Annotated in this window: 23 protein-coding genes and 1 riboswitch; of the genes, 17 read left to right on the forward strand and 6 right to left on the reverse strand. The window is 72.8% G+C overall.

The window, feature by feature from the left end; all coding sequences use genetic code 11:
- Positions 1 to 71: 71 nt before the first annotated feature.
- A complete protein-coding gene (locus Mam01_RS33420) occupies positions 72 to 1238 on the forward strand; it encodes a C40 family peptidase (RefSeq protein WP_204289166.1) in 1167 nt (388 codons plus the stop codon).
- Positions 1239 to 1254: 16 nt separating this feature from the next.
- Here the strand turns inward: Mam01_RS33420 and Mam01_RS33425 are convergent, their stop codons facing one another.
- Complete coding sequence (locus Mam01_RS33425; protein WP_150939591.1) at positions 1255 to 1758, reverse strand: inorganic diphosphatase; 504 nt, start codon at positions 1756 to 1758, stop codon at positions 1255 to 1257.
- An 86-nt stretch (positions 1759 to 1844) separates the two neighbouring features.
- Here Mam01_RS33425 and dacB point away from each other — a divergent pair, with 86 nt between their 5' ends.
- From dacB to Mam01_RS33480, 11 genes are all read left to right on the forward strand, one after another.
- Positions 1845 to 3230 (forward strand): D-alanyl-D-alanine carboxypeptidase/D-alanyl-D-alanine endopeptidase, encoded by a 1386-nt coding sequence (dacB, locus tag Mam01_RS33430; RefSeq protein WP_239101816.1) that lies wholly within the window; start codon positions 1845 to 1847, stop codon positions 3228 to 3230.
- A 61-nt stretch (positions 3231 to 3291) separates the two neighbouring features.
- Complete coding sequence (locus tag Mam01_RS33435; protein WP_204289167.1) at positions 3292 to 4359, forward strand: Rv3626c family coenzyme F420 biosynthesis-associated protein; 1068 nt, start codon at positions 3292 to 3294, stop codon at positions 4357 to 4359.
- A 74-nt stretch (positions 4360 to 4433) separates the two neighbouring features.
- Entirely contained in the window at positions 4434 to 5444 is a 1011-nt protein-coding gene (tilS, locus tag Mam01_RS33440; RefSeq protein ID WP_204289168.1) for a tRNA lysidine(34) synthetase TilS, read from the forward strand.
- Positions 5445 to 5456: 12 nt separating this feature from the next.
- Positions 5457 to 6014 carry a hypoxanthine phosphoribosyltransferase gene (hpt, locus tag Mam01_RS33445; protein ID WP_225312126.1) on the forward strand — a complete coding sequence of 186 codons (558 nt, stop codon included), beginning with the start codon at positions 5457 to 5459 and terminating at the stop codon, positions 6012 to 6014.
- 267 nt (positions 6015 to 6281) lie between these two features.
- The gene (gene ftsH, locus Mam01_RS33450; protein WP_204289169.1) at positions 6282 to 8288 is read left to right on the forward strand and encodes an ATP-dependent zinc metalloprotease FtsH; all 2007 of its coding nucleotides are present in this window, start codon (positions 6282 to 6284) and stop codon (positions 8286 to 8288) included.
- Between the two features lie 2 nt (positions 8289 to 8290).
- A complete protein-coding gene (folE, locus tag Mam01_RS33455) occupies positions 8291 to 8890 on the forward strand; it encodes a GTP cyclohydrolase I FolE (protein WP_373868739.1) in 600 nt (199 codons plus the stop codon).
- Positions 8891 to 8982: 92 nt separating this feature from the next.
- Positions 8983 to 9906, forward strand: a complete 924-nt coding sequence (gene folP / locus Mam01_RS33460) for a dihydropteroate synthase (protein ID WP_239101817.1) — start codon at positions 8983 to 8985, stop codon at positions 9904 to 9906.
- A gap of 22 nt (positions 9907 to 9928) precedes the next feature.
- Complete coding sequence (locus tag Mam01_RS33465) at positions 9929 to 10360, forward strand: nuclear transport factor 2 family protein (RefSeq protein WP_204289170.1); 432 nt, start codon at positions 9929 to 9931, stop codon at positions 10358 to 10360.
- Positions 10357 to 10722: a dihydroneopterin aldolase gene (gene folB / locus Mam01_RS33470; RefSeq protein ID WP_204289171.1), complete on the forward strand. Its 366-nt coding sequence runs from the start codon at positions 10357 to 10359 to the stop codon at positions 10720 to 10722. The genes Mam01_RS33465 and folB overlap by 4 nt, the downstream gene beginning before the upstream one ends.
- Positions 10719 to 11219 carry a 2-amino-4-hydroxy-6-hydroxymethyldihydropteridine diphosphokinase gene (gene folK / locus Mam01_RS33475; protein ID WP_150939582.1) on the forward strand — a complete coding sequence of 167 codons (501 nt, stop codon included), beginning with the start codon at positions 10719 to 10721 and terminating at the stop codon, positions 11217 to 11219. The genes folB and folK overlap by 4 nt, the downstream gene beginning before the upstream one ends.
- 15 nt (positions 11220 to 11234) lie before the next feature.
- Positions 11235 to 11684, forward strand: a complete 450-nt coding sequence (locus tag Mam01_RS33480; RefSeq protein ID WP_150939580.1) for a DUF3180 domain-containing protein — start codon at positions 11235 to 11237, stop codon at positions 11682 to 11684.
- Positions 11685 to 11688: 4 nt separating this feature from the next.
- Here Mam01_RS33480 and Mam01_RS33485 read toward each other — a convergent pair whose 3' ends face one another.
- Both Mam01_RS33485 and Mam01_RS33490 read right to left on the reverse strand, forming a co-directional pair.
- Positions 11689 to 12870, reverse strand: a complete 1182-nt coding sequence (locus tag Mam01_RS33485) for an NADH-quinone oxidoreductase subunit D (RefSeq protein WP_204289172.1) — start codon at positions 12868 to 12870, stop codon at positions 11689 to 11691.
- A gap of 181 nt (positions 12871 to 13051) precedes the next feature.
- A complete protein-coding gene (locus Mam01_RS33490) occupies positions 13052 to 14326 on the reverse strand; it encodes an aminotransferase class V-fold PLP-dependent enzyme (protein ID WP_204289173.1) in 1275 nt (424 codons plus the stop codon).
- Positions 14327 to 14375: 49 nt separating this feature from the next.
- Positions 14376 to 14491, reverse strand: a riboswitch (SAM riboswitch).
- Positions 14492 to 14569: 78 nt separating this feature from the next.
- Between Mam01_RS33490 and Mam01_RS33495 the strand changes: the two genes are divergently transcribed.
- Complete coding sequence (locus tag Mam01_RS33495) at positions 14570 to 15769, forward strand: cytochrome P450 (RefSeq protein ID WP_204289174.1); 1200 nt, start codon at positions 14570 to 14572, stop codon at positions 15767 to 15769.
- Here Mam01_RS33495 and Mam01_RS33500 read toward each other — a convergent pair.
- Both Mam01_RS33500 and Mam01_RS33505 read right to left on the reverse strand, forming a co-directional pair.
- Positions 15749 to 16066: an antibiotic biosynthesis monooxygenase family protein gene (locus tag Mam01_RS33500; protein WP_204289175.1), complete on the reverse strand. Its 318-nt coding sequence runs from the start codon at positions 16064 to 16066 to the stop codon at positions 15749 to 15751. The two genes, Mam01_RS33495 and Mam01_RS33500, sit on opposite strands and share 21 nt — an antisense overlap.
- Positions 16063 to 17046 (reverse strand): SAM-dependent methyltransferase, encoded by a 984-nt coding sequence (locus Mam01_RS33505; RefSeq protein WP_204289176.1) that lies wholly within the window; start codon positions 17044 to 17046, stop codon positions 16063 to 16065. Before Mam01_RS33505 ends, Mam01_RS33500 begins: the two co-directional genes overlap by 4 nt.
- A gap of 206 nt (positions 17047 to 17252) precedes the next feature.
- Between Mam01_RS33505 and Mam01_RS33510 the strand changes: the two genes are divergently transcribed.
- Together Mam01_RS33510 and panC are read left to right on the forward strand one after the other, a co-directional pair.
- Positions 17253 to 18143, forward strand: coding sequence for a Rossmann-like and DUF2520 domain-containing protein (locus Mam01_RS33510; RefSeq protein ID WP_204289177.1), 891 nt, complete (start codon positions 17253 to 17255; stop codon positions 18141 to 18143).
- Positions 18134 to 18985 carry a pantoate--beta-alanine ligase gene (gene panC, locus Mam01_RS33515; RefSeq protein WP_204289178.1) on the forward strand — a complete coding sequence of 284 codons (852 nt, stop codon included), beginning with the start codon at positions 18134 to 18136 and terminating at the stop codon, positions 18983 to 18985. Before Mam01_RS33510 ends, panC begins: the two co-directional genes overlap by 10 nt.
- A gap of 46 nt (positions 18986 to 19031) precedes the next feature.
- On the opposite strand, the gene Mam01_RS33520 is transcribed toward panC, so the two are convergent.
- On the reverse strand, positions 19032 to 19688 hold the full coding sequence (locus Mam01_RS33520) for a class I SAM-dependent methyltransferase (protein WP_204289179.1): 657 nt from the start codon (positions 19686 to 19688) through the stop codon (positions 19032 to 19034).
- A gap of 64 nt (positions 19689 to 19752) precedes the next feature.
- On the opposite strand from Mam01_RS33520, the gene Mam01_RS33525 reads away from it, so the two are divergent.
- Together Mam01_RS33525 and Mam01_RS33530 are read left to right on the forward strand one after the other, a co-directional pair.
- On the forward strand, positions 19753 to 20403 hold the full coding sequence (locus Mam01_RS33525) for a TetR/AcrR family transcriptional regulator (protein ID WP_204289180.1): 651 nt from the start codon (positions 19753 to 19755) through the stop codon (positions 20401 to 20403).
- A gap of 66 nt (positions 20404 to 20469) precedes the next feature.
- On the forward strand, positions 20470 to 22974 hold the full coding sequence (locus Mam01_RS33530) for an L-aspartate oxidase (protein WP_204289181.1): 2505 nt from the start codon (positions 20470 to 20472) through the stop codon (positions 22972 to 22974).
- Positions 22975 to 22976: the final 2 nt, after the last annotated feature.

Raw genomic sequence — 22976 nt, forward strand, 5'->3', positions numbered from 1 at the left:
GGACGTACCTTAGATGTGTACGGAGAGTAGTCGCTGGGAACTGAGGGGAGTGGAGCAGGGAAGGGGAAGGAATGCCACTCCTCAGAGTGTCGGGGCTGGTCGCCGGGCTCGGGTCAAGTCTGGCCCTGACCTTCGGAGCCCCGGCCGGGGCCGATCCGAAGCCGTCGTCGAAAGACGTAGCCAGGGCGCGGCAGCAGGTGCAGGAGCGGGCGCGTGAGCTGGGCAAGGCGTCGGCCGATCTCGCCACCGCCCAGGCCCGCAGGGACGCGCTGGACGCCGACGCCGAGCGGCTGGTCGAGGCGTACAACGGCGAGATCGTACGGCTGGAGCGGGCCCGCGCCGACTACGAGCAGTCGGAGCGGCGGGCCGCCCAGGCGGCCGGCGAGTTCGACCGGTTGCGGAGCGTGGTGACGACCCGGGTGGCCCAGGGGTACGGCCGGCTGCGGCTGGCGCCGTCCGCCGCGGCCATGCTCGGCGGCTGGGGCGACGCGGGCGAGTTCCTGCGAAGAGCCAGCGTGCTGACGCAACTCGGCGACGAACAGGACGCGACGCTCGCGGAGATGGACGACGCGCGGAAGATCTACGAGATCCTCCGAGAACAGGCGGCCCGCGCGTACGCCGAGCAGTCCCGCACCGCCGATGAGGTCCGGCAGGCGAGGGACGCGGCGCAGCGGGCCGTGGACGAGCAGCTCGGACAGACCCAGCTGATCGAGCGGGAGAAAGAGGAGATCTCCCAGCGCCTGGACGCCGCCCGCGCCCGCGTCGACGAGCTGAGACGGGCGAGGAACGCGGCCAGGCAGAAATCCAGACGTCAGACTCCGGCCGCGCGGAGCAGTATGGCGATCCCGGCCTGGACGGCCAGACTGGCGTCCGGGCGCGGCGGGGAGGCCGCCCAATGGGCCCTCAAACAGATCGGCAAACCGTACGTGTGGGCGGCGGCCGGGCCGTCGGGGTTCGACTGCTCGGGACTGACGATGCGGGCCTGGCAGCGGGCGGGGGTCTCGCTCGATCACTGGACCGGCACCCAGTGGACCTCGGGACGGCACGTCCCGCTCAAGGAACTGCAAAGCGGCGACCTGCTGTTCTACGGCAGGCTGAGCCGCAGCCCCGGCACCATCCACCACGTCGGCCTCTACATCGGGCGCGGCATGATGGTCCACGCCCCCCAGACGGGGGACGTGGTCCGCATCTCACCCATCTGGCGCCATGATCTCGTCGGCGCCACCCGGCCCGCCTAGCGCCCGCGGCACCGGCTCAGTGGTCCTCGTCGTGGTGCTCGATCTCCTCGAAACGCTTGATGCTCGCGACGATCTCGGCTTCGGCCTCGGTGCGTCCGACCCAGTTGGCGCCCTCGACCGACTTGCCGGGTTCGAGGTCCTTGTAGACCTCGAAGAAGTGCTGGATCTCCAGCCGGTCGAACTCGGCGACGTGGTGGATGTCACGGATGTGCTCCATCCGCGGATCGGTGGCCGGGACGCACAGCACCTTGTCGTCACCGCCCTTCTCGTCGGTCATCCGGAACATCCCGACCGCCCGGCACTTGATGAGGCAGCCGGGGAAGGTCGGCTCCTGGAGCAGCACCAGCGCGTCGAGCGGGTCTCCGTCCTCGCCCAGCGTGTCCTCGATGAACCCGTAGTCAGCGGGGTACTGGGTCGACGTGAAGAGCATGCGGTCCAGGCGAATGCGGCCGGTCTTGTGGTCCACCTCGTACTTGTTCCGTTGTCCCTTGGGAATCTCAACGACAACGTCGAACTCCACTCGTTCCTCCGCATGAGTCCCCGGTCTCCCGGGCTGGCGTTAATGTCTCGTAAGCGTGTTCAAGGTCGGCGCGAAGTGAGGGTGACGTGGTGCGACGTGAGCGCTGGGTGGTGGTGTCCACCCTCGCCCTGCTGCAGATCTTCGTCGTCCTCGCGGGCAGCTATCTGATCGCCCATGACGCCGACAGGACCCCGGCTCCGGTCGCGTCCCCGAAGCCGAACCCGATCCCCCTGGTGACCGCGGGTCCGGTTCTGGCCGCGGTGGGGGATGGGGCTCTCCCCGCCAAGGGTACTTTGACCACCCGGCTCGCCGCTGCGATGGGTGACCCCGCCCTGGGAGGCAGCGTGGCCGGCATCGTCCTCGACGTGGCGACCGGCTCCACCGTTTTCGACGGCCGCTCGGGCACTCCCATCACCCCGGCCTCCACCACGAAGGTCGTCACCGCGCTGACCGTGCTGGCCTCGGTGGGCCCGGACGCCCGCCTGGCGACCCGGGTGGTCAGAGGGACCGCCCCGGGCTCGATCGTCCTGGTCGGCGGGGGCGACCCCACCCTGGCCGGCCCGGGGACGAGCGCCGCGGAGCGGAGGGACGCCTACCCGAGGCCGGCGTCGCTCGACCTGCTCGCCTCCCGTACGGCCAAGGCGCTGAAGGCGGCCGGCGTCACCTCGGCCGGCCTGTCGTACGACGCGTCCCTGTTCGGCGGGCCGCGTACGGCGCCGGGCTGGAAGCCGACGTACATCCCCGAGGGCAGCGTCGCCCCGGTGTCCGCGCTCATGATCGACGAGGGCCGGGCGGCGAACGGCGCGCGGGTGCCCGACCCGGCGCGGACCGCCGCCGACGCGTTCGCCGCGCTGCTCAGGAAGAACGGCGTCAAGGTGGGCAAGGACGTCGGCCCGGGCCGGGCCGCGGCCGCCGCCCAGGAGGTGGCCCGGGTGGAGTCGGGGCCCGTCTACGCGCTGGTGGAGCGGATGCTCACGCACAGCGACAACGACCTCGCCGAGGCGCTCGCCCGCCAGGCCGCCGTGAAGGAGGGGCAGCCGCACACGTTCGAGGGCGTGGCCGCGACGGTCCGCGGCGTGCTCACCCGCCTCGGCGTGGCCGAGGGCGTGGAGGTGCACGACGGCAGCGGCCTGTCCACCAGGAACCGCATCACGCCCGGCGGCCTCGCCCGGATCCTGGCCATGGCGGCCTCCCCGGCGCATCCCGGCCTGCACTCGCTGATCAGCGGGCTTCCGGTCGCGGGCTTCACCGGGACCCTGCACAACCGGTACGGCAGGTCCGGTTCGGCGGCCGGCGCCGGATTGGTCCGCGCGAAGACGGGCACTTTGAACGGCGTGAACACCCTGGCGGGGATCGCGTACACATCCGAGGGCCGGCTGCTGACCTTCGCGTTCATGGCCGATCAGGTGGCCGATCCGACGCGAGCCATAGCCGCCCTCGACAAGATGGCCACGATCGTCTCCCAGAGCTGAGGTGCCGGATCACGCTCGGCCGCCCGCGCGGCGGGCAGGCGGAGAACGTACGGTGGTGAGTATGCAGGTGATCGACTGGGATCTGGCCGTCACGACCGGAGTGCGCCTCGTGCGGCCGGGCCCGCAGGTGAGCCGCGAGGAGGCCAGGCAGGCCGTCCTCGAACTCCGGCGGCTGTCGCGGGACGCCGAGGGGCACGTGCGGGAGTTCACCCGCATCGACTCGGCGCCGCCCGAGGCGGCCACGGTGGTGGACCGCCCCGGCTGGATCCGCGCCAACGTCGACGGTTTCCGGGTCGTGCTGGAGCCGCTGACGCAGAAGATGTCCAACATGCCGGCGATCGTCGGCGCCGTCGGCTCGCGCATCACGGGCCTGGAGGTGGGCGCCGTGCTGGCCTTCCTCGCCTCCAGGGTGCTCGGGCAGTACGAGCTGTTCCTCCCGCCGGACCCGTCCGGCGTCGCGCCGGCCGGCCGGCTGACCCTGGTCGCGCCGAACATCGTGCACGCCGAGCGCGAGCTCGGCGTCGACCCGCGCGACTTCCGCCTTTGGGTGTGCCTGCACGAGGAGACCCACCGGGTGCAGTTCACCGGCGTGCCCTGGCTGCGGGAGTACGTGCGCGGCCAGATGACCGAGTTCCTCCTCGCCTCCGAGATGGACCTCACGACGCTGCTGGAGCGCCTGCGCGCCGCCTCCGACGCGGTGGCCGACGCCTTCAAGGGCGGCGAGGGCAATCTCATCGAGGCCATCCAGACGCCCGAACAGAAGGCCGTGCTCGACCGGGTCACGGCCGTGATGACGCTGGTCGAGGGGCACGGCGACTACGTCATGGACGCGGTCGGGCCCAGCGTGGTGCCGTCGGTCGCCGAGATCCGCGCCAAGTTCCAGCGCCGCCGCGAGGGCGGCTCCCGCGTCGACCAGCTGGTCCGCCGGCTGCTCGGCATCGAGCTGAAGATGAAGCAGTACGCCGAGGGCTCCCGCTTCGTCCGCACGGTGGTGGACGAGGCCGGGATGGACGGGTTCAACAAGGTCTGGACCTCCCCGGAGACGCTGCCCGACCGCGACGAGATCGCCGACCCCCACGCCTGGATGTCCCGGGTCCTCACCACCTCCTCCGGACCCGAGCTCACCTGACCCGTGCTCACCTGATCTTTGACCCGAGCTCCTCGGTGTCCCGCGCTCGCGCGGGGCACCGCGAGAATGGGCCCATGGGCCCGCATCCCGCCGTCGCCGACGTCCGCCGTGCCGTACGGCTGTCGCTCGCGGACCTCGCCGCGTGCGCGGAACCGGACGGGGGGCGGGGGCCCCTGGTCCTGGTGGCCTGCAGCGGAGGCGCCGACTCGCTGGCGCTGGCCGCGGCCACCGGGTTCGCGGCCCCGCGTCTCGGCCTGCGCGCCGGGCTGCTGACCGTCGACCACCGCCTGCAGGAGGGCTCGGCCGGGCGGGCCCGCGAGGTCGTACGGCTCGCGGGGGCGCTCGGCCTCGACCCGGCCGAGGCGCTGACGGTCACGGTGGGGACGGCCGGCGGCCCCGAGGCCGCGGCGCGGGACGCGCGCTACGCCGCGCTGTCGGCCGCGGCCGGCCGGCTGGGGGCGGCGGCGGTCCTGCTCGGCCACACCCTCGACGACCAGGCGGAGACCGTGCTGCTGCGGCTGGCCCGGGGCAGCGGCTCCCGCTCCCTGTCCGGCATGGCGGAGGTCTCCGGGATCTACCGGAGGCCGCTGCTGGGGCTCGGCCGGGAGCGCACCCGGCAGGCCTGCGCCGCCCTCGGCCTGCGGCCGTGGGACGACCCCCACAACGACGACCGCGTCTACCGCAGGGTCCGCGTGCGGCACGACGTCCTGCCGGTGCTGGAGGACGCGCTGGGGCCCGGGATCGCCGAGGCGCTCGCCCGTACGGCGCGGCTGTGCCGGGACGACGCGGACGCCCTCGACGGGTGGGCCGCGGAGGTCCACGCGCGGTCGCGGGGACCGGCGGGGGAGCTCCGGGTGCCCGACCTCGCGGACGTGCCGGCGGCGGTGCGGCGGCGGGTGATCAGGCGCGCCGCCGTCGAGGCGGGGGCGCACGCCGCCGCGCTCGCCGCGGTGCACATCGAGGCGGTCGACCGGCTGGTGACCGGCTGGCACGGGCAGAAGGGGGTGGACCTACCCGGGGGGGTGGTTGTGGTCAGGCGCTGTGGCACCCTTGTCTTCGCTGTGGACAACGTCTCGCTCGCGTAAGGAAAACCCCAGGTGGATGCAGCAGACATGGGCAAGGACCTCTCCCGCGTCCTCATCTCGGAGCAGGAGCTGCAGACGAAGATCAAGGAGTTGGCCGGTCAGATCGACTCCGACTACGCCGGCACGGAACTGTTGATCGTCGGTGTGCTGAAGGGCGCGGTGATGGTCATGGCCGACCTCGCCCGCGCGCTGCACGTGCCCGTCCAGATGGACTGGATGGCCGTGTCGTCGTACGGCGCGGGGACCAAGTCGTCGGGCGTCGTGCGGGTGCTGAAGGATCTCGACACCGACATCGCCGGCCGGCACGTGCTCGTGGTCGAGGACATCATCGACTCGGGCCTGACCCTTTCGTGGCTGTTGAACAACCTGAGGTCGCGCAACCCGGCCTCCGTGGAGATCTGCACCCTGCTCCGGAAACCGGACGCGGTGAAGGTCGAGTTGGACGTCCGTTACGTCGGTTTCGACATCCCCAACGAGTTCGTCATCGGGTTCGGTCTCGATTACGCCGAGCGCTATCGCAACCTGCCGTTCATCGGGACGCTTGCGCCGCATGTGTACGGAGGGGAGTAAGCCCTTAGCGAAGTGACCCGTGGATCGTGCGTTATTGGGCGCCAGGTCGGGGAACACGGGGTTGGCTGACGTACGTTGGAAAGGCAAAGCCGGAGCCGCTCGGGCAGTTACCCGACGCGGCGGCCGGGTGTACCTTCGGATATCCGTGGGGGGCCGTTCGGCCGTCCCTCGGTAGCCAGAAGGAGCGGTAACGGATGCCGCGACCCCGGGTCCGCCCGGGGCAGGCCTTGGTCAGGAAGGGACGGGCCCGCCGGGGTTCCGCAACGGATGGATCTCAAGCGATTTACACGTGGCCCACTCCTGTGGATCCTGGGCATCGTATTGCTTCTCCTGCTCGTCACCACGATGTTCGGCGGGGACGGCAACTACACCACCGCCGACACCTCGACGGTCGTCCAGCAAATCCAGCAGGGCAATGTCAAGAGCGCGACCGTGGTCGACAAGGACCAGCGGGTCGAGCTGACGCTCAAGCAGCCGATCACGGTGCAGAACAAGAGCGTCAGCCGCATCCAGGCGCCCTGGGTCGAAGGGCAGGGTGTCCAGCTCACCCAGGCGCTCGACACGTCCAAGCCGTCCGAGGGCTGGACCGTCGAGGTGCCGAAGGAGAACTTCCTCCTCAGCCTCCTCGCGAGCTTCCTGCCGATCATCGTCATCGTCCTGATCTTCCTGTTCATCATGAACCAGATGCAGGGCGGCGGCTCCCGGGTCATGAACTTCGGCAAGTCGCGGGCGAAGCTGATCACCAAGGACACTCCCAAGACCACCTTCGCCGACGTGGCGGGAGCCGACGAGGCCATCGAGGAGCTCCAGGAGATCAAGGAGTTCCTGCAGGCCCCGGCCAAGTTCCAGGCCATCGGCGCCAAGATCCCCAAGGGTGTCCTGCTGTACGGCCCCCCCGGCACCGGCAAGACCCTCCTCGCCCGGGCCGTGGCCGGCGAGGCCGGCGTGCCCTTCTACTCGATCTCCGGTTCCGACTTCGTCGAGATGTTCGTCGGCGTCGGCGCCTCCCGCGTCCGTGACCTGTTCGAGCAGGCCAAGGCGAACGCCCCCGCGATCATCTTCATCGACGAGATCGACGCCGTCGGCCGGCACCGCGGCGCGGGCCTCGGCGGCGGCCACGACGAGCGTGAGCAGACGCTCAACCAGCTTCTCGTCGAGATGGACGGCTTCGACGTCAAGGGCGGCGTGATCCTCATCGCCGCGACCAACCGGCCCGACATCCTCGACCCCGCCCTGCTGCGTCCCGGCCGCTTCGACCGCCAGGTCGTCATCGACCGGCCCGACCTGGAGGGCCGCAAGGGCATCCTGCGCGTCCACGGCCGCGGCAAGCCGTTCGCGCAGGACGTCGACCTCGACGTGATCGCCCGCCGGACCCCCGGCTTCACCGGCGCCGACCTCGCCAACGTGATCAACGAGGCGGCCCTGCTGACCGCCCGGCAGGACCAGAAGCTCATCACGATGTCGACCCTCGAAGAGTCGATCGACCGCGTGATGGCCGGTCCGGAGCGCAAGTCGCGGGTCATGTCGGACCAGGAGAAGAAGATCATCGCCTACCACGAGGGCGGCCACGCCCTGGTGGCCCACGCGCTGCCCAACTCCGACCCGGTCCACAAGATCACGATCCTGTCGCGCGGCCGCGCCCTCGGTTACACGATGACGCTGCCGATGGAGGACAAGTTCCTCGCGACCCGGTCCGAGATGATGGACCAGCTCGCCATGCTGCTCGGCGGCCGCACCGCGGAGGAGCTCGTCTTCCACGAGCCCACCACCGGCGCGTCCAACGACATCGAGAAGGCGACCTCGATCGCCCGCCGCATGGTCACCGAGTACGGCATGAGCGAGCGGCTCGGCGCCCGCAAGTTCGGCAGCGGCAACGGCGAGGTCTTCCTCGGACGTGAGATGGGTCACGAGCGCGACTACTCCGAGCAGATCGCCTCGGCGATCGACGAGGAGGTCCGCCGCCTCATCGAGAGCGGGCACGACCAGGCGTGGGAGATCCTCGTCCAGTACCGCGACGTGCTCGACAACCTGGTGCTGGAGCTCATGGAGAAGGAGACGCTCTCCCGGGAGCAGGTCCTCGAGATCTTCTCGCCCGTCGTGACCAAGGAGAAGCGCCCCTCCTACGCCGGATATGGCAAGCGCCTGCCGTCGGACCGTCCTCCGGTCATCACGCCGAAGGAGCGGGCCAACGGCAACGGCTCGGCGCTCCCGGCCGGCGGCTCCGGCACGGCTCCGTGGGCGAACGACCAGTCGACGCAGCGGGACGAGGCCTGACCGTGGCCGAGCCGCACGCGGCGGGCCCGCCTTCCGGATTCGACCACGGCCGGATCGAGAAGGCCGTACGCGAGATCCTGCTCGCGATCGGGGAGAACCCCGATCGCGACGGGCTCCGCGACACCCCCGCCCGGGTGGCGCGGGCGTACGCCGAGCAGTTCGCGGGTCTGGGGCAGCGTCCCGAGGACGCGCTGACCACGATGTTCGACGCGGACCACGACGAGATGGTGCTCGTCAAGGACATCGAGGTCATGTCCACCTGCGAGCACCATCTGCTGCCGTTCCAGGGCGTCGCGCACATCGGATACACGCCGAACGAGAAGGGACGCATCACCGGCCTGTCGAAGCTCGCCAGGCTGGTGGACGTCTACGCCCGCAGACCGCAGGTGCAGGAGCGGATGACCTCGCAGATCGCCGACGGCCTGATGCAGGTGCTGGAGCCGCGCGGGGTGATCGTGGTGATCGAGGCGGAGCACATGTGCATGACCATGCGCGGCGTGCGCAAGCCCGGCGCCAAGACGATCACCTCGGCCGTCCGCGGCGACTTCCGCACCAGCGAGGCGACGCGGGCCGAGGCCATGTCGCTGATCCTGCGTGGTTAGCCTGCGTGGTCGGGTCGTGTCTGGAACTCCCTCGGGCGCCGGCGCGCTCCTGCCGGACGAGCCCTGCCGAACCGGGCACTAGGCTGGACCCCATGACCACTCCGAGCGTGCCCGGCATGCCCGAGGCCGAGCGCTGTCTGGTCATGGGTGTGGTCAACGTGACCCCCGACTCCTTCTCCGACGGCGGGCAGTGGTTCGACCCCGACGTCGCGATCCGGCATGGTCTCGACCTGGTGGCCGAGGGCGCCGACATCGTGGACGTGGGCGGGGAGTCCACCCGCCCGGGAGCGGCCCGGGTCTCGCTGGAGGAGGAACTGCGCCGCGTCGAGCCGGTGATCCGCGCCCTCACCCAGGAGGGCGTCACGGTCAGCGTCGACACCATGCGGGCGGAGGTCGCCGAGGCGGCCGTCGCGGCCGGGGCCAGGCTGGTCAACGACGTGAGCGGCGGCCTGGCCGACCCGGCGATGCCGCGCGTGGTGGCCGCGACCGGCGTGCCGTACGTCGTGATGCACTGGCGCGGGCACAGCCGCGACATGGACAACAGGGCCGTCTACGGCGACGTGGTGACCGAGGTCGCGGAGGAACTGCGCAAGCGGGTCGACTCCGTGCTGGCCGAGGGCGTGCGGGAGGAGCAGATCGTGCTCGACCCCGGCCTCGGCTTCTCCAAGAACGCCGAGCACAACTGGGCCGTGCTGGCCGGCCTCGCCGAGCTGAACCGGCTCGGCCATCCCCTGCTGGTCGGGGCGTCGCGCAAGCGGTTCCTCGGCCGGCTGCTGGCCGGGCCGGACGGCGAGCCACGCCCCTTCGGCGGCAGCGACGACGCCACCGTCGCGGTCACCGCGCTCGCGGCGCAGGCCGGGGCGTGGTGCGTCCGGGTCCACCGGGTGCGGCCGAACGCCGACGCGGTGCGCGTCGCCGCCGTCTGGAGGGCAGCAGGCGTACGACACGCGGCAGGCGCGAGGGACGCAGTAGCCGCAGGACACGCAGCCGCGCGACATGCCGACGAGAGCCGGTGAGGATATGCCGACAGGGACGCCAATGAAGGACATCGAGGAGCTCAACCAGGCGTTCTACAACGCCATCGAGGCGGGCGACCTCGACAGGATGTCGGAGATATGGATCGAGGACGTCCCGGGACGTCCGGCGTTGTGCGTCCACCCCGGCTGGCCCATGCTGAGCGGGCGGTCGGAGGTGCTGCGCTCGTGGGCGCTCATCATGGCGAACACGACGTACATCCAGTTCGTGCTGACCGACGTGCAGACCACCGTGCTCGGCGACGTCGCGGTCGTCACCTGCGCGGAGAACATCCTCACCGCCGCCGACAGCGACGAACCGGGTTTCGCCGCCGGCCGGGTCGTCGCCTCCAGCACCTACGTGCGGACCCCCGGGGGCTGGCGGCTGTGGCTCTACCACGGATCTCCGGTCCTGCAGAGCGACGACGACGACGAGGAGGAGGACCAGGAGCAGTGAGCCGCGACGCGGTGCGGTTGACGGGGTTGCGGGCGCGCGGCAGGCACGGGTGCCTGCCGGCCGAGCGCGAGCTCGGCCAGGAGTTCGTGATCGACGTCTGCCTGCGTCTCGACGCCGCCCCGGCCGCGGCGGCCGACGACCTCACCCTGACGGTCGACTACGGCGCGCTGGCCCTGGAACTCGTCCGGATCGCCGAGGGCGAGCCGGTCAACCTCATCGAGACCCTCGCCGAGCGGCTGGCGGCGGCCTGCCTGGCCCATGAAATGGTCGAGGAGGCGGAGGTCAGCGTGCACAAACCGGCGGCGCCCATCCCGCTGCCGTTCGACGACGTGGTGGTGACGATCAGAAGGGGGCGCGCATGAGGGTCGTCATCGCGCTCGGCAGCAACCTCGGCCGACGCATCGAGAACCTCCAGGGCGCCGTCGACGCGCTGTTCGAGGCGCCCGGGCTCACGTTCGTGGCGGCGTCGCCGGTCTACGAGACCGAACCGGTCGGCGGGCCCACCCAGAGCGCGTACCTGAACGCGGTGGTCGTCGCCGAGAGCATGCTCGACCCCCGCACCCTGCTGGAGCGGGCCCACAGTGTCGAGAACGCCTTCGGCCGTGAGCGCGCGGAGCGGTGGGGCCCCCGGACCCTCGACGTGGACCTGATCGCGGTCGGCACGCTGATGTCGGACGACCCCGAGCTCACCCTGCCGCATCCCCGCGCGCACGAGCGGGCGTTCGTCCTGGTCCCGTGGGCCCAGGCGGACCCCGCGGCGGTGCTGCCCGGGCGCGGGTCCGTCGCGGCCCTGCTGGCCGACCTCGACCAGAGCGGGGTACGGCTGCGCACCGACCTCGTGCTCGAACCCCCGGCCTGACGAGGAGAGACCCGAGTGAAGCCCAGCAACCCCGGCGTGCTCGTCGGTCTCGTGGTCGTGTTCGCCGTGCTCACCTGGGGCCTGCTGCGGCAGTCCTACTCCGTGGTGCCCACGCTGCCGTGGACCGCGGTGCCCACCGTGCTGCTGCTCGCGCTCGGCGAGGCGTACACGGGCTGGCTGACCCGGGCGCGGATCCTGCGCCGCCCGGACACCAAGCCGGTCGAGCCGCTCGCCGTCGCGCGCCTGGCCGCGCTGGCCCAGGCCACCGCGTACGCGGGCGCGGCGTTCGCCGGGGTCTTCGCCGGGTTCGTCCTGCGCGTGCTGGACCTGCTCGACCTGGACAAGCCCCGCCAGGACGCGATCGTCGGCGGCGGGTCGTTCGTGGCGTGCGTGATCCTGATCTGCGCCGCGCTCTTCCTCGAACACTGCTGCCGGGTGCCCGGCAAGCCCAGCGGAGAGAGCTGAGCCCCTACTTGTCGATGTCGCCGACCACGAAGAACATCGACCCGAGGATCGCGATCAGGTCGGCGACCGTGTGGCCGGGCAGCAGCTCGCGGAGCACCTGGACGTTGTTGTAGGAGGCGCTGCGCAGCTTGAGCCGCCAGGGGGTCTTCTCGCCGCGCGACACCAGGTAGTAGCCGTTGAGGCCGAGCGGGTTCTCCGTCCAGGCGTACGTGTGGCCCTCCGGCACCTTGAGCACCTTCGGCAGGCGCTGGTTGATCGGGCCGGGCGGCAGGTGGCGCAGCCGCTCCACGCAGGCGTCGGCGAGGTCGAGGGACACCTTGACCTGGTCGAGCAGCACCTGGAACCTGGCCTGGCAGTCTCCCGCCGAGCGGGTCACGACCTTCACGGGCAGCTCGCCGTACGCCAGGTAGGGCTCGTCGCGCCGCAGGTCGAAGTCCACCCCAGAGGCGCGCGCGGCCGGGCCGCTCACGCCGTACTGCATGATCGTCTCACGGTCGAGCGCGCCGACCCCGCGGGTGCGCGCCACGAAGATCTCGTTGCCCGTGACCAGCTCCTCGATGTCGGGCAGCCGCCGCCGCACGGCCGCCACGGCGGTGGTCACGCGGCCGAGCCAGCCCTCGGGCAGCTCCTCCTTGAGCCCGCCCACCCGGTTGAACATGTAGTGCATGCGGCCGCCGGAGATCTCCTCCATGACGTACTGCAGCGTCTCCCGTTCCCGGAAGGCGGGGAAGACCGGGCCGGCCGCGCCCAGCTCCAGGGGATGGCCGCCGAGGAACATCAGGTGGTTGAGCACGCGGTTGAGCTCGGCCAGCAGGGTCCGGGCCCACACGGCCCGGGCCGGGGGCTGCATGCCGATCATCCGCTCGACCGCGAGCACGACGCCCAGTTCGTTGGCGAACGCCGACAGCCAGTCGTGCCGGTTGGCCAGCACGATGATCTGCCGGTAGTCGCGCACCTCGAAGAGCTTCTCCGCGCCGCGGTGCATGTAGCCGACGATCGGCTCGGCGGCCACGATTTGTTCGCCGTCCAGGACGAGCCGCAGCCGCAACACCCCGTGCGTGGACGGATGCTGCGGCCCGACGTTGAGAACCAGGTCCTCGGTCGCGAGCTCCCGCGGCCGCACCGCGTCCGCCCCGGCGCCGATGCCCACCACTCGCTCGATCCGCGGGCCGTCCTGCTCGGTCATACCGTCCATGCTTTCACGCCCCGGCGAAAGCCCCGGCCCGCCCGCCCATCCCCCTGAATTCACCGATCACCCGGCCCCGTCCGCCCACGGCCCGCCGCTCCTCAGGCCTGTCACCCACGAGAGTCACCCAAACGATGCCGCCTGACCGGTCCCGCTGTCTCCCGGGGGGCGGCGCATACGTTCAGGCGGGGGTGATGTCGCGGAGGGCGGTGATGAGGCGGTCGACGTGTTCCTCGGTCGTGCCGATGCCGATCGAGGCGCGTACGGCGCTGACCGTGCCGTCGGCGCAGCCCTCGTCGTCGGCGCCGCCGAGGAGGTGGCGGACGAACGGGTGGGCGCAGAACTTGCCGTCCCGGACGCCGATGCCGTGCTCGGCCGACAGGATCTCGGCGACCTCCCGGGCCGGGCGGCCCTCCACGACGAACGACACGATCCCGACTCGCGGGTGGTCCGGGCCCCACAGCGACAGTTCGCGTACGCCGGGGATCGCGGCGAGCCCGGCGCGCAGACGGGCGAGCAGCCGCTCCTCCTCCCGCACCAGCGGGGTCCAGCCGGTCGCGGCGAGGGCGTCGCAGGCGGCGGCGAGCGCGACCGCGCCGAGCACGTTGGGTGTCCCCGCCTCGTGCCGCGCCTCGGGGTCGTCGCTCCACTCGGTGGTCTCGCCCACCGCCCGTACGGCTCCGCCGCCGCGCAGGTAGGGGTCGGCGGCGGTGAGCCAGTCGGGCCGGCCGACGAGCACGCCCGCGCCGAACGGCGCGTAGAGCTTGTGCCCGGAGAAGGCGACGTAGTCGAGGTCGAGCGCGGCGAGGTTGAGGCCGCGGTGCGGGACGAGCTGGGCGGCGTCCACGGCGATCCGCGCGCCGTGCCGGTGGGCGATGTGCGCGAGCCCGGCGATCGGCCACAGCTCTCCGGTGACGTTCGACGCGGCGGTCACGACGAGCAGGGCCGGGCCCTCGATCGCCGCGAGGGCCTCGTCGGCCGCCCGGACGGCCTCTCCGGGGAAGGCGGGGGGCGCGAGCCGTACGGCGTCGGCCCAGGGCAGCAGCGAGGCGTGGTGCTCGGTGCCGAACACGACGACCGTGGTGCCCTCGGGGAGGCTGCGGGCCAGCAGGTTCATCGCGTCGGTGGTGTTGCGCACGAAGACGAGGGCGTCGCCGGGGCGGGCGCCGACGAAGGCCCGCACGGTGTGCCTGGCCTGCTCGTACCGCTGGGTCGTGAGCTGCGAGGCGTAGCCCGCACCCCGGTGCACGCTGGAGTAGGCCGGCAGCGCCGCCGCGACGGCGGCGTTCACCGGCTCCAGACAGGGCGCGCTCGCCGCGTAGTCGAGGTTCGCGTACGGCACGAGCCGGCCGCCCCGGACCGGGACCTCCAGGTCGGCGCCCACGACCGCCGGTGCACACACCGGCTCGGACACGGGGTTGGCGGGCTGCTGCGGGACGAAGGTGAGAGCGGACAACGCCAGGCCTCCTCGGGTAAGGGACCCCGGCCATGGCGTCGTACGGCGGAGCCCGCGCTTGCCCGGCGCACCGCGCGCCGGACCCGGTCCTCACCCGGGGCACCCCGCCGCGAGCGCGAGGGTTGCCGGCCAGCAAGCCGGGGCTTGACGCTGGCACTCATGACCTGAGCGCACTATAACCCGGAGAACGGCCCATCGGGCAAGTCCCCTGGTGAGAGGCGCTTTACCGTTATGGTGTCCAATGTGAGGTTTGATCCCTGGAATCCGGAGTTCGTGGCCCACCCGTACGACGCCTACCGTCACCTGCGGGACCACGATCCGGTCAGCTTCTTCGAACCGGCCGGGCAGTGGCTGGTCGCCCGGCACGCCGACGTGAACGCGCTGCTGCGCGACCGCCGCCTGGGCCGGTCCTACCTGCACACGGCGACGCACGAGGAGTTCGGCCGGGAGCCCGAGCCGGACTTCCAGGAGCCCTTCTGGCGGGTGATCCGGGCCGGGATGCTCGACGTGGAGCCGCCGGTCCACACCCGGCTGCGCCGCCTGGTGTCCAAGGCGTTCACGCCCCGGATGGTCGAGTCGCTGCGCCCGCGCGTACGGAGGATCGCGACGGAGCTGACCGAGGGCCTGGTCGAGCGCGGCGGCGGCGACCTGCTGGCCGAGGTCGCCGAGCCGCTGCCGGTCACGGTGATCGCCGAGATGCTGGGCGTGCCGGAGGCCGACCGCCACCTCCTGCGCCCCTGGTCGGCGGACATCTGCGGCATGTACGAACTGCATCCCTCGCCCGAGGCCCAGCACACGGCCGTTCGCGCCGCGACCGAGTTCGCGGCGTACCTGCGCGACCTGGCCAGGGCCCGCCGGGAGCGGCCGGGCGACGACATGATCTCGGCGCTCGCGCAGGTCGTGGACGACGGCGACCGGCTCACCGAGGACGAGCTGATCGGCACCTGCGTGCTGCTGCTCAACGCCGGGCACGAGGCCACGGTCAACGCCACCGGCAGCGGGTGGTGGGCGCTGTTCCGCAACCCGGGCGAGCTGGAGCGGCTGCGCGCCGACCCCGGCCTGATGCCGGCGGCGGTCGAGGAACTGCTGCGCTACGACACCCCGGCGCAGATGTTCGAGCGGTGGGTGCTGGAGGACGTCGAGGTGGGCGGGGTGACGATCCCCCGGGGCGCGGAGGTCGCGCTGCTGTTCGGCTCGGCCAACCGGGACCCCGAGGTCTTCGCCGACCCCGACCGCCTCGATGTCGGCCGAGTGGACAATCCACACATCTCGTTCGGCGCGGGCATCCACTTCTGCCTGGGCGCCCCGCTGGCGCGGGTCGAGATGGCGGAGTCGTTCGCCGCCCTGCTGCGCCTCGCGCCCCGGCTGGAGCTCGCCGAGGAGCCTTCCTGGAAGCCGAGCTACATCATGCGCGGCCTGGAGTCACTGAAGGTCGCCGTCTGACACGCTGACCGTGTGGTGGGTGACCGTGGTGTCGTAGCCGAGCAGGACGGCCCGGGCCGCGGGCTCGACGACGGCCGTGGCGGGGTCGTCCCCCGCGAAGCGGCGGATCGCGTCCATCGAGTCCCACAGCGTCATGACCTCGATCTCCACCCGGCCGTCGGCGTCGCGCCGCAGCAGGTAGGCGCCGCGGTGCCCGGCCACGCCGCGCAGGGAGGGCAGGACCGCGCCGGTGAAATGCCGCTCGTAGCCGTCCGCGCCCTCCGGGGTCGCGCTCGCGCGCCAGATTCTCGCGATCATGATGTCTCCCTTCCCTGCTGCCGGGACTGGCTGAGCCAGCCGAAGCCGCCGAGACCGGCGGGGTCGATGAGCTCGGCCTCCTGGGAGGCCCGGCCGAGGGCGCGTACGTAACCGGCGGGGTCGGCGGACGCGAGCGCGAGCGGCGGCCGGGCGCCGGTGACCCCCAGGTCGCGCAGCGCCTCCCGCTGCGTCGTGAGCGTGGTCGCCCGCGCGCCCGCCCGCTCGCCGGCCGCCGCGCAGGCGTCCAGCGCGACGTGCGCGGTGACGTCGCACGACCCGTCCGGTACGGCGGGCACCGCCGAGCCGTCGCGATAACCGGCCAGCGTGCCGAGGGTGGGGCGCCGCCCGGCGAGATGGGCGTAGTCGACGGCGACCGCCGTGCCGCGGGCCAGCCGCGCGATCACCGAGGCCCACGCCTCGTCGCGGGGGCGGCCGATCTCCGCGCGCTCCCCGGCCCGGCCCAGCGGCCACCAGCGGTCCAGCCAGGCCAGATCCTCCGGATCGGGGAGGGGACCGGGCCGCTCCGCTCCGGTCGCCGGGTCGACGAGCACCAGGCGGGGGCCCGCGGGGGTCATCTCGGCGACGTCGAGGGGCACGTTGTCGAGCCACTCGTTGGCGACCACCAGCCCGGTGATCCCGTACGGGACCTCCGGCTCCCAGGCGACCCGGGGATCGAGGCCGTCGGGCCGGGGGGACAGGTCCACCGCGACGGCCCGGAGTCGCGCCGCGAGGTCCGGCGGCGCGGCGGCCACGACGCGGGCGGCCAGCAGGCCGTCACCGCTGCCGACGTCTGCGAAGCCGACCGCGCCGGGGCGCCCGAGGGCCGCGTCGACCCGCTCCAGCAGGCGCAGCACCGCCTCGGCGAAGACCGGTGAGGCATGGACCGAGGTGCGGAAATGGCGGCCCGGGCGCTCCCGCAGGTAGAAGCCCTCCGCGCCGTAGAGCGCGCGCTCCACGGCCTCCCGCCAGGTGACCTCCACACCGCATCACGCTACCGACACGCGCGGGCCGTGGCGAAAATCAGTCACATTCGTACCTGTAGCTCAACATAGGCCCGTTAGAAACGGGACAAAATCCGACCGTCGGGCCCGCCGTGGTCATGCTCGGCATGGCCTGATCCCTGAGGCACGACCTGGCACCGGGCCGGCGGGAGCGCCGCCGCTACGCTGAACCGAGGGGAGGCGTCATGGACACAAGTGACCGCCCGGCGCGGCTCGCCGTGGGAGTGCTCGGCGCGGGACGGGTCGGCTCCGTGCTCGGGGCCGCGCTCATGCTCGCGGGTCATCGTGTGGTGGCGGCCAGCGGCGTGTCCGACGCGTCGCACCGGCGCGCCGCCGACCGTCTCGGCCTCACGCTCAGCAGGCCGGACGAGGTGATCGCCAGGTCCGAGCTCGTGCTGCTGACCGTGCCGGACGACGTGCTGCCCGGCCTGGTCTCCGGCCTCGCCGCCACCGGCGCCGACCTGCGCGGCAAGCTGCTCGTGCACGCCAGCGGCGCGTACGGCCTCGGCGTGCTCGACCCCGCCGCCGAGGCGGGGGCGCTGCCGCTCGCGCTGCATCCGGTGATGACCTTCACCGGCCGGAGCGACGACCTGACCAAGCTCAACGGCTGCTCGTTCGGCGTCACCGCGCCGGACATGCTGCGGCCGGTGGCCGAGGCGCTGGTCATCGAGATGGGCGGCGAGCCGGTGTGGATCGCTGACCAGGACCGGCCGCTCTACCACGCCGCGATCGCCGGGGCGGCCAACCACATGGTGACGCTCATCGCCGAGTCGCAGGAGCTGCTCGCGAAGATCGGCGTGGAGCATCCCGGCCGCATGCTCGGGCCGCTGCTCGGGGCGGCCCTCGACAACGTGCTGCGTCTCGGCATCGGCGGGCTCACCGGGCCGGTCGTCCGCGGCGACGCGGGCACCGTGCGCAAGCACGTGGACGCGCTCATCCTGGCCGCCCCCGAGGCCGCGGACGCGTACGTCGCCCTGGCGCGGCTCACCGCCGACCGGGCGCTGGCGGCGGGGCTGCTCAAGCCGGAGGCGGCCGAACGCCTGCTGGACGCCCTGGGAGGGAACATATGGACGTGACCGTGGCCGCCGACCGGGCCGCCCTCGGCAAGGCGAGGGACGCCCTCGGCGCGGGCAGGATCGCCCTGGTCCCCACGATGGGGGCGCTCCACGAGGGCCACCGGTCGCTGGTCCGGCTGGCGCGCGAGCACGCCGACCACGTGGTCGTGAGCGTGTTCGTCAACCCCCTGCAGTTCGGTCCCCACGAGGACTTCTCCCGCTATCCCCGCACGTTCGACGCCGATCTCCGGGTCTGCGAGGAAGAGGGCGTGAGCGTGGTCTTCGCGCCCTCGGCCGAGGACATGTACCTGCCCGACCGGCAGGTGGAGGTGTCGGCGGGCGGCATGGGCGGTACGGCCGAGGGCGCCTTCCGCCCGGGCCACTTCGACGGCGTGCTGACCGTGGTGCTCAAGCTGTTCAACCTGGTGCGGCCGGACGTCGCGGTGTTCGGGCAGAAGGACGCCCAGCAGCTCGCGCTGATCCGGCGGATGACGGCCGACCTCGACGTCCCGGTGTCGATCGTGGCCGCCCCGACCGTACGGGAGCCCGACGGGCTGGCGCTGTCGAGCCGCAACCGGTACCTGTCGGAGGCCGACCGCCGTACGGCTCTCGCCCTCTCGCGGGCCCTGAGCGCCGGTGCGGCACGGGCCCAGGCCGGGCCGGCCGGGGTCCTCGACGCGGCCAAGGCCGTGCTGGAGGAGGCGGCCCGGTTCGCGCCGCCGCTGCTGCTCGACTACCTGATCCTGGCCGATCCCGCGACGTTCGCGCCGGTGGGCGGCGACCACCGCGGCGAGGCGGTCCTGGCCGTCGCCGCCAAGGTGGGCGCCACCCGTCTGATCGACAACATGGTCCTCACGCTGTAGGGGCCCGGCCTCACGCGTGCCGGGACCCCGGAGGCCACCGGCCGGCTCAGGCGTCCCGGGCGCGGAGCGTGAACCAGAAGGTGGGCACCGGGTTCGTGCCGGGTGTGACGTCGACCAGATCCCAGCCGGAGAACCGGGCACGGAGCTCGTCGGCGGTGACGCCGGAGAACGTGTCGTCGAACGCCTCGGGGCCGTACCCGAACATCAGCAGCCGTGCGCCGGGAGCGGCGCGGCGGGTGAGCCCGGTGACGTAGGCGTCGCGGCGGTGCGGCGGGATGCCGCAGTAGCAGCTCAGGTCGAAGAACAGGTCGAAGGGGCCGGGCGCGTCCAGCTCGTCGAGCCTGGTGGCGTCTCCGTGCAGCAGTCGTACGTCCACTCCCGCCGCCTCCGTCCTCTCCCGGGCCAGCTCGATCGCGCGGCCGACCAGGTCGACGGCCACGACCTCCCAGCCGTGCCGGGCCAGATAGATCGCGTTGGTCCCGGTGCCGCAGCCGAGCTCCAGGGCGCGACCGGGCGGCAGCGCGGCGCCGTGCCCCTCCCCGGGCCCTTCGATAAGGGCGACCAGCTCGGGCGGTGTCACGCCGGTGTCCCACGGCGGCTTCCCGGCGCGGTAGTACTCCTCCAGCGCTCGGCGCACCGCCTCCTCCTCATCCCGTCCGGCCTCGGCCCCGCCCGCGTCCCGGACGGTGTTCGGTGTGTCCATCGGCTCTCGCTCCCCGTTCTTAGAGTTCAACTCTAGTGTCGAACTCTAGAGATATGCTCGCGCAATGGACACCGTCAAGCGGCCGGACAAACGGGCCGAGCGCTCACGCCGCACCCGGGAGAAGGTCATCCAGGCGGCGCGGGAGCTGTTCGTCGCGCAGGGCTACGGGGCGACGAGCCTGCAGGAGGTCGCCGACCGGGCGGGCGTGGCCGTCCAGACGGTCTACTTCGTCTTCGGCAACAAGCGCGCGCTGTTCAAGGACGTCGTCGACACGTCCATCGCCGGCGACGCCGAGCCGGTGGCCGTCATGGACCGTGAGTGGTTCCGCGCCGCCTGCGCCGAGCCCACCGCGGCCGGCCAGCTGCGTGCGCACGTGCGCGGCACCGGCGAGATCCTCGGCAGGGTCGCCCCGATCATGCCGATGATCGCGTCCGCCGGGGCCGCCGACCCGCAGATCGCCGCGCAGTGGCCCGACGGTCCCGACCCGCGCTACATCGTGCTGCACGCCGTGGCCGAGGCGCTGGCCGGCAAGCCCGACGCCCGCCCGGACGTCTCCGTCGCGACGGCCGCGGACCTGTTGTTCTGCCTGCTCAGCCCGCAGCTTTACCTGCTCTTCGTCCAGGACCGCGGCTGGTCGCCGGACCGGTGGGAGGAATGGGCCTACGCCACTCTGGCCGCCCAGCTCTGCACCGGCCCCGCACCGCGACCCCTGTAGGAGGGGGCGGGGCGGCACCACTCCACGAGGGGCGTTATCGTCATTATGACGAAAGGGGATCCCCTCATGGTGGCGCTCGCACGCAGACTCACCGCCCCCGCACCCGGCTGGACCGTCGAGGCCGACGCGGTCGTGATCGGCTCCGGCATCGCCGGCCTCACCGTGGCCCTGCGCCACGTCGAGCTCGACCCGCGGGCACGGGTGCTCGTGGTCACCAAGGACGTCCTGTCGGCCGGGTCCACCCGCTGGGCGCAGGGCGGGATCGCCGCCGTCCTCGACCCCGAGGACACACCCGACGAGCACCTCAGGGACACGCTCGTCGCCGGGGTCGGCCTGTGCGACGAGGAGGCCGTACGGGTCCTGGTCACCGAGGGCCCGGACGCGCTCAAGCGGCTGATGAGCCACGGCGCCGAGTTCGACCGGGACGTCGACGGCGGGCTCCAGCTCACCCGCGAGGGCGGGCACCGGCGCAACCGCATCGTCCACGCGGGCGGCGACGCCACCGGCGCCGAGGTGCAGCGGGCGCTGGCCGAGGCGGTGCTCGCCGAGCCCCGCATCGAGGTCATCGAGCACGCCCTCGCCCTCGACCTGCTCCTCGACGCAGAGGGCCGCGCCTGCGGGGTCACGCTCCACGTGATGGGGGAGGGCGCCCGCGACGGCGTGGGCGCCGTACGGGCCGGGGCCGTGGTGCTCGCCAGCGGCGGCATGGGCCAGATCTACGCGGCCACCACCAACCCCGTCGTGTCCACCGGGGACGGCGTCGCGCTGGCCCTGCGGGCCGGCGCGGTGGTCAGGGACATCGAGTTCGTGCAGTTCCACCCCACGGTGCTGTGGCTCGGGGAGGGCTCGACCGGTCAGCAGCCCCTCGTCTCCGAGGCCGTGCGCGGCGAGGGCGCGGTGCTCGTCGACGCGGCGGGCGAGCGCTTCATGCGCGGCGTCCACGAACTGGCCGACCTCGCGCCCCGCGACGTCGTCGCCAAGGCGATCATGCGCAGGATGGACGAGACCGGCGCCGACCACGTCTTCCTGGACGCCACCGGCTTCGGCGAGGACAAGTGGCGCACCCGCTTCCCGACCATCCTCGCCGTCTGCCGGGAGCACGGCATCGACCCCGTCACCGAGCCGATCCCCGTCGCCCCCGCCGCCCACTACGCGAGCGGCGGCGTGCGCACCGACCTGTACGGCAGAACCAGCGTGCCCGGCCTGTACGCCTGCGGCGAGGTGGCCTGCACGGGCGTCCACGGCGCCAACCGGCTGGCCTCCAACTCGCTGCTCGAAGGGCTCGTCTACGGCGAGCGCATCGCCGCCGACCTGGCCGCGCACGACCTCACGCCGCGCGAGCCGGCCCCGCGCGACGACCGGCCCGAGGGGCTGGTGGACCCGCGTACCCGCGCCCGGATCCAGGGCCACATGAGCCGCGGCGCCGGGGTGCTGCGCGGCGACCGCAGTCTCGCGGAGGTCGCCCGCGCGCTCTCCGACGCCCGCTGGACCCCGGTCGCGGTCGAGCCCTGCACGGAGTCGTGGGAGGCGACCAACCTCCTCACCGTCGCGTCCGCGCTGGTCGCCGCGGCGGCCGTGCGCGAGGAGACGCGCGGCTCCCACTGGCGGGAGGACCACCCCGACCGCGACGACGCCCGCTGGCGGGCGCACATCGACATCGCCCTGACAGCGGAGGGACTGACCTTGACGTACACGCCCCACGAGGACCTGCGGACGGAACTGCACGCGGACGGCCTCGACCCGGACGCCGTGCTCGGCCTCGTCCGCGCCGCCCTGGACGAGGACCTGGCCGGGGGACAGGACGTCACCTCGGTCGCCACGATCCCGGCGGACCAGCGCGCGGTCGCCGACGTGGTGGCGCGGAAGGAGGGCGTGGTCGCCGGCCTGGCCGTCGCCGAGGCCGTCTTCCGCCAGGCCGCCGGAGGGGCCGAGGTCGAGCGGCACGCCGCGGACGGCGACCGGGTGCGCCCCGGCGACGTGGTGATGACGGTGCGCGGCGCCACCCGCGACCTGCTCACGCTGGAGCGGACCGCGCTCAACTTCCTCACCCACCTGTCCGGCGTCGCCACCCAGACCCGGCGCTGGGTGGACGCCGTGGAGGGCACCGGCGCCCGCGTCCGCGACAGCCGCAAGACCCTGCCGGGCCTGCGCGTGCTGGAGAAGTACGCCGTACGGGCGGGCGGCGGCGTGAACCACCGGATGGGCCTGCACGACGCCGCGCTCATCAAGGACAACCACGTCGTTGCCGCCGGAGGCGTCGCCGAGGCCTTCCGCGCCGTACGGCGGGCCTTCCCCGGCCTGCCCATCGAGGTCGAGGTGGACCGGATCGACCAGATCGAGCCGGTCCTCGCCGAGGGCGCCGACGAGATCCTGCTCGACAACTTCACCGTGGACCAGCTCGCCGAGGCCGTACGCCTGGTGGCCGGCCGGGCGCGGCTGGAGTCGAGCGGCGGGCTGACCCTGGACGCGGCCCGCGCGGTCGCCGAGACCGGGGTCGACTACCTGGCGGTCGGCGCGCTCACCCACTCGGCCCCGGCACTCGACCTGGGTCTAGATCTTCGTGGGGCATAATC

The sequence above is a fragment of the Microbispora amethystogenes genome, assembly GCF_016863015.1.
Classification (GTDB): domain Bacteria; phylum Actinomycetota; class Actinomycetes; order Streptosporangiales; family Streptosporangiaceae; genus Microbispora; species Microbispora amethystogenes.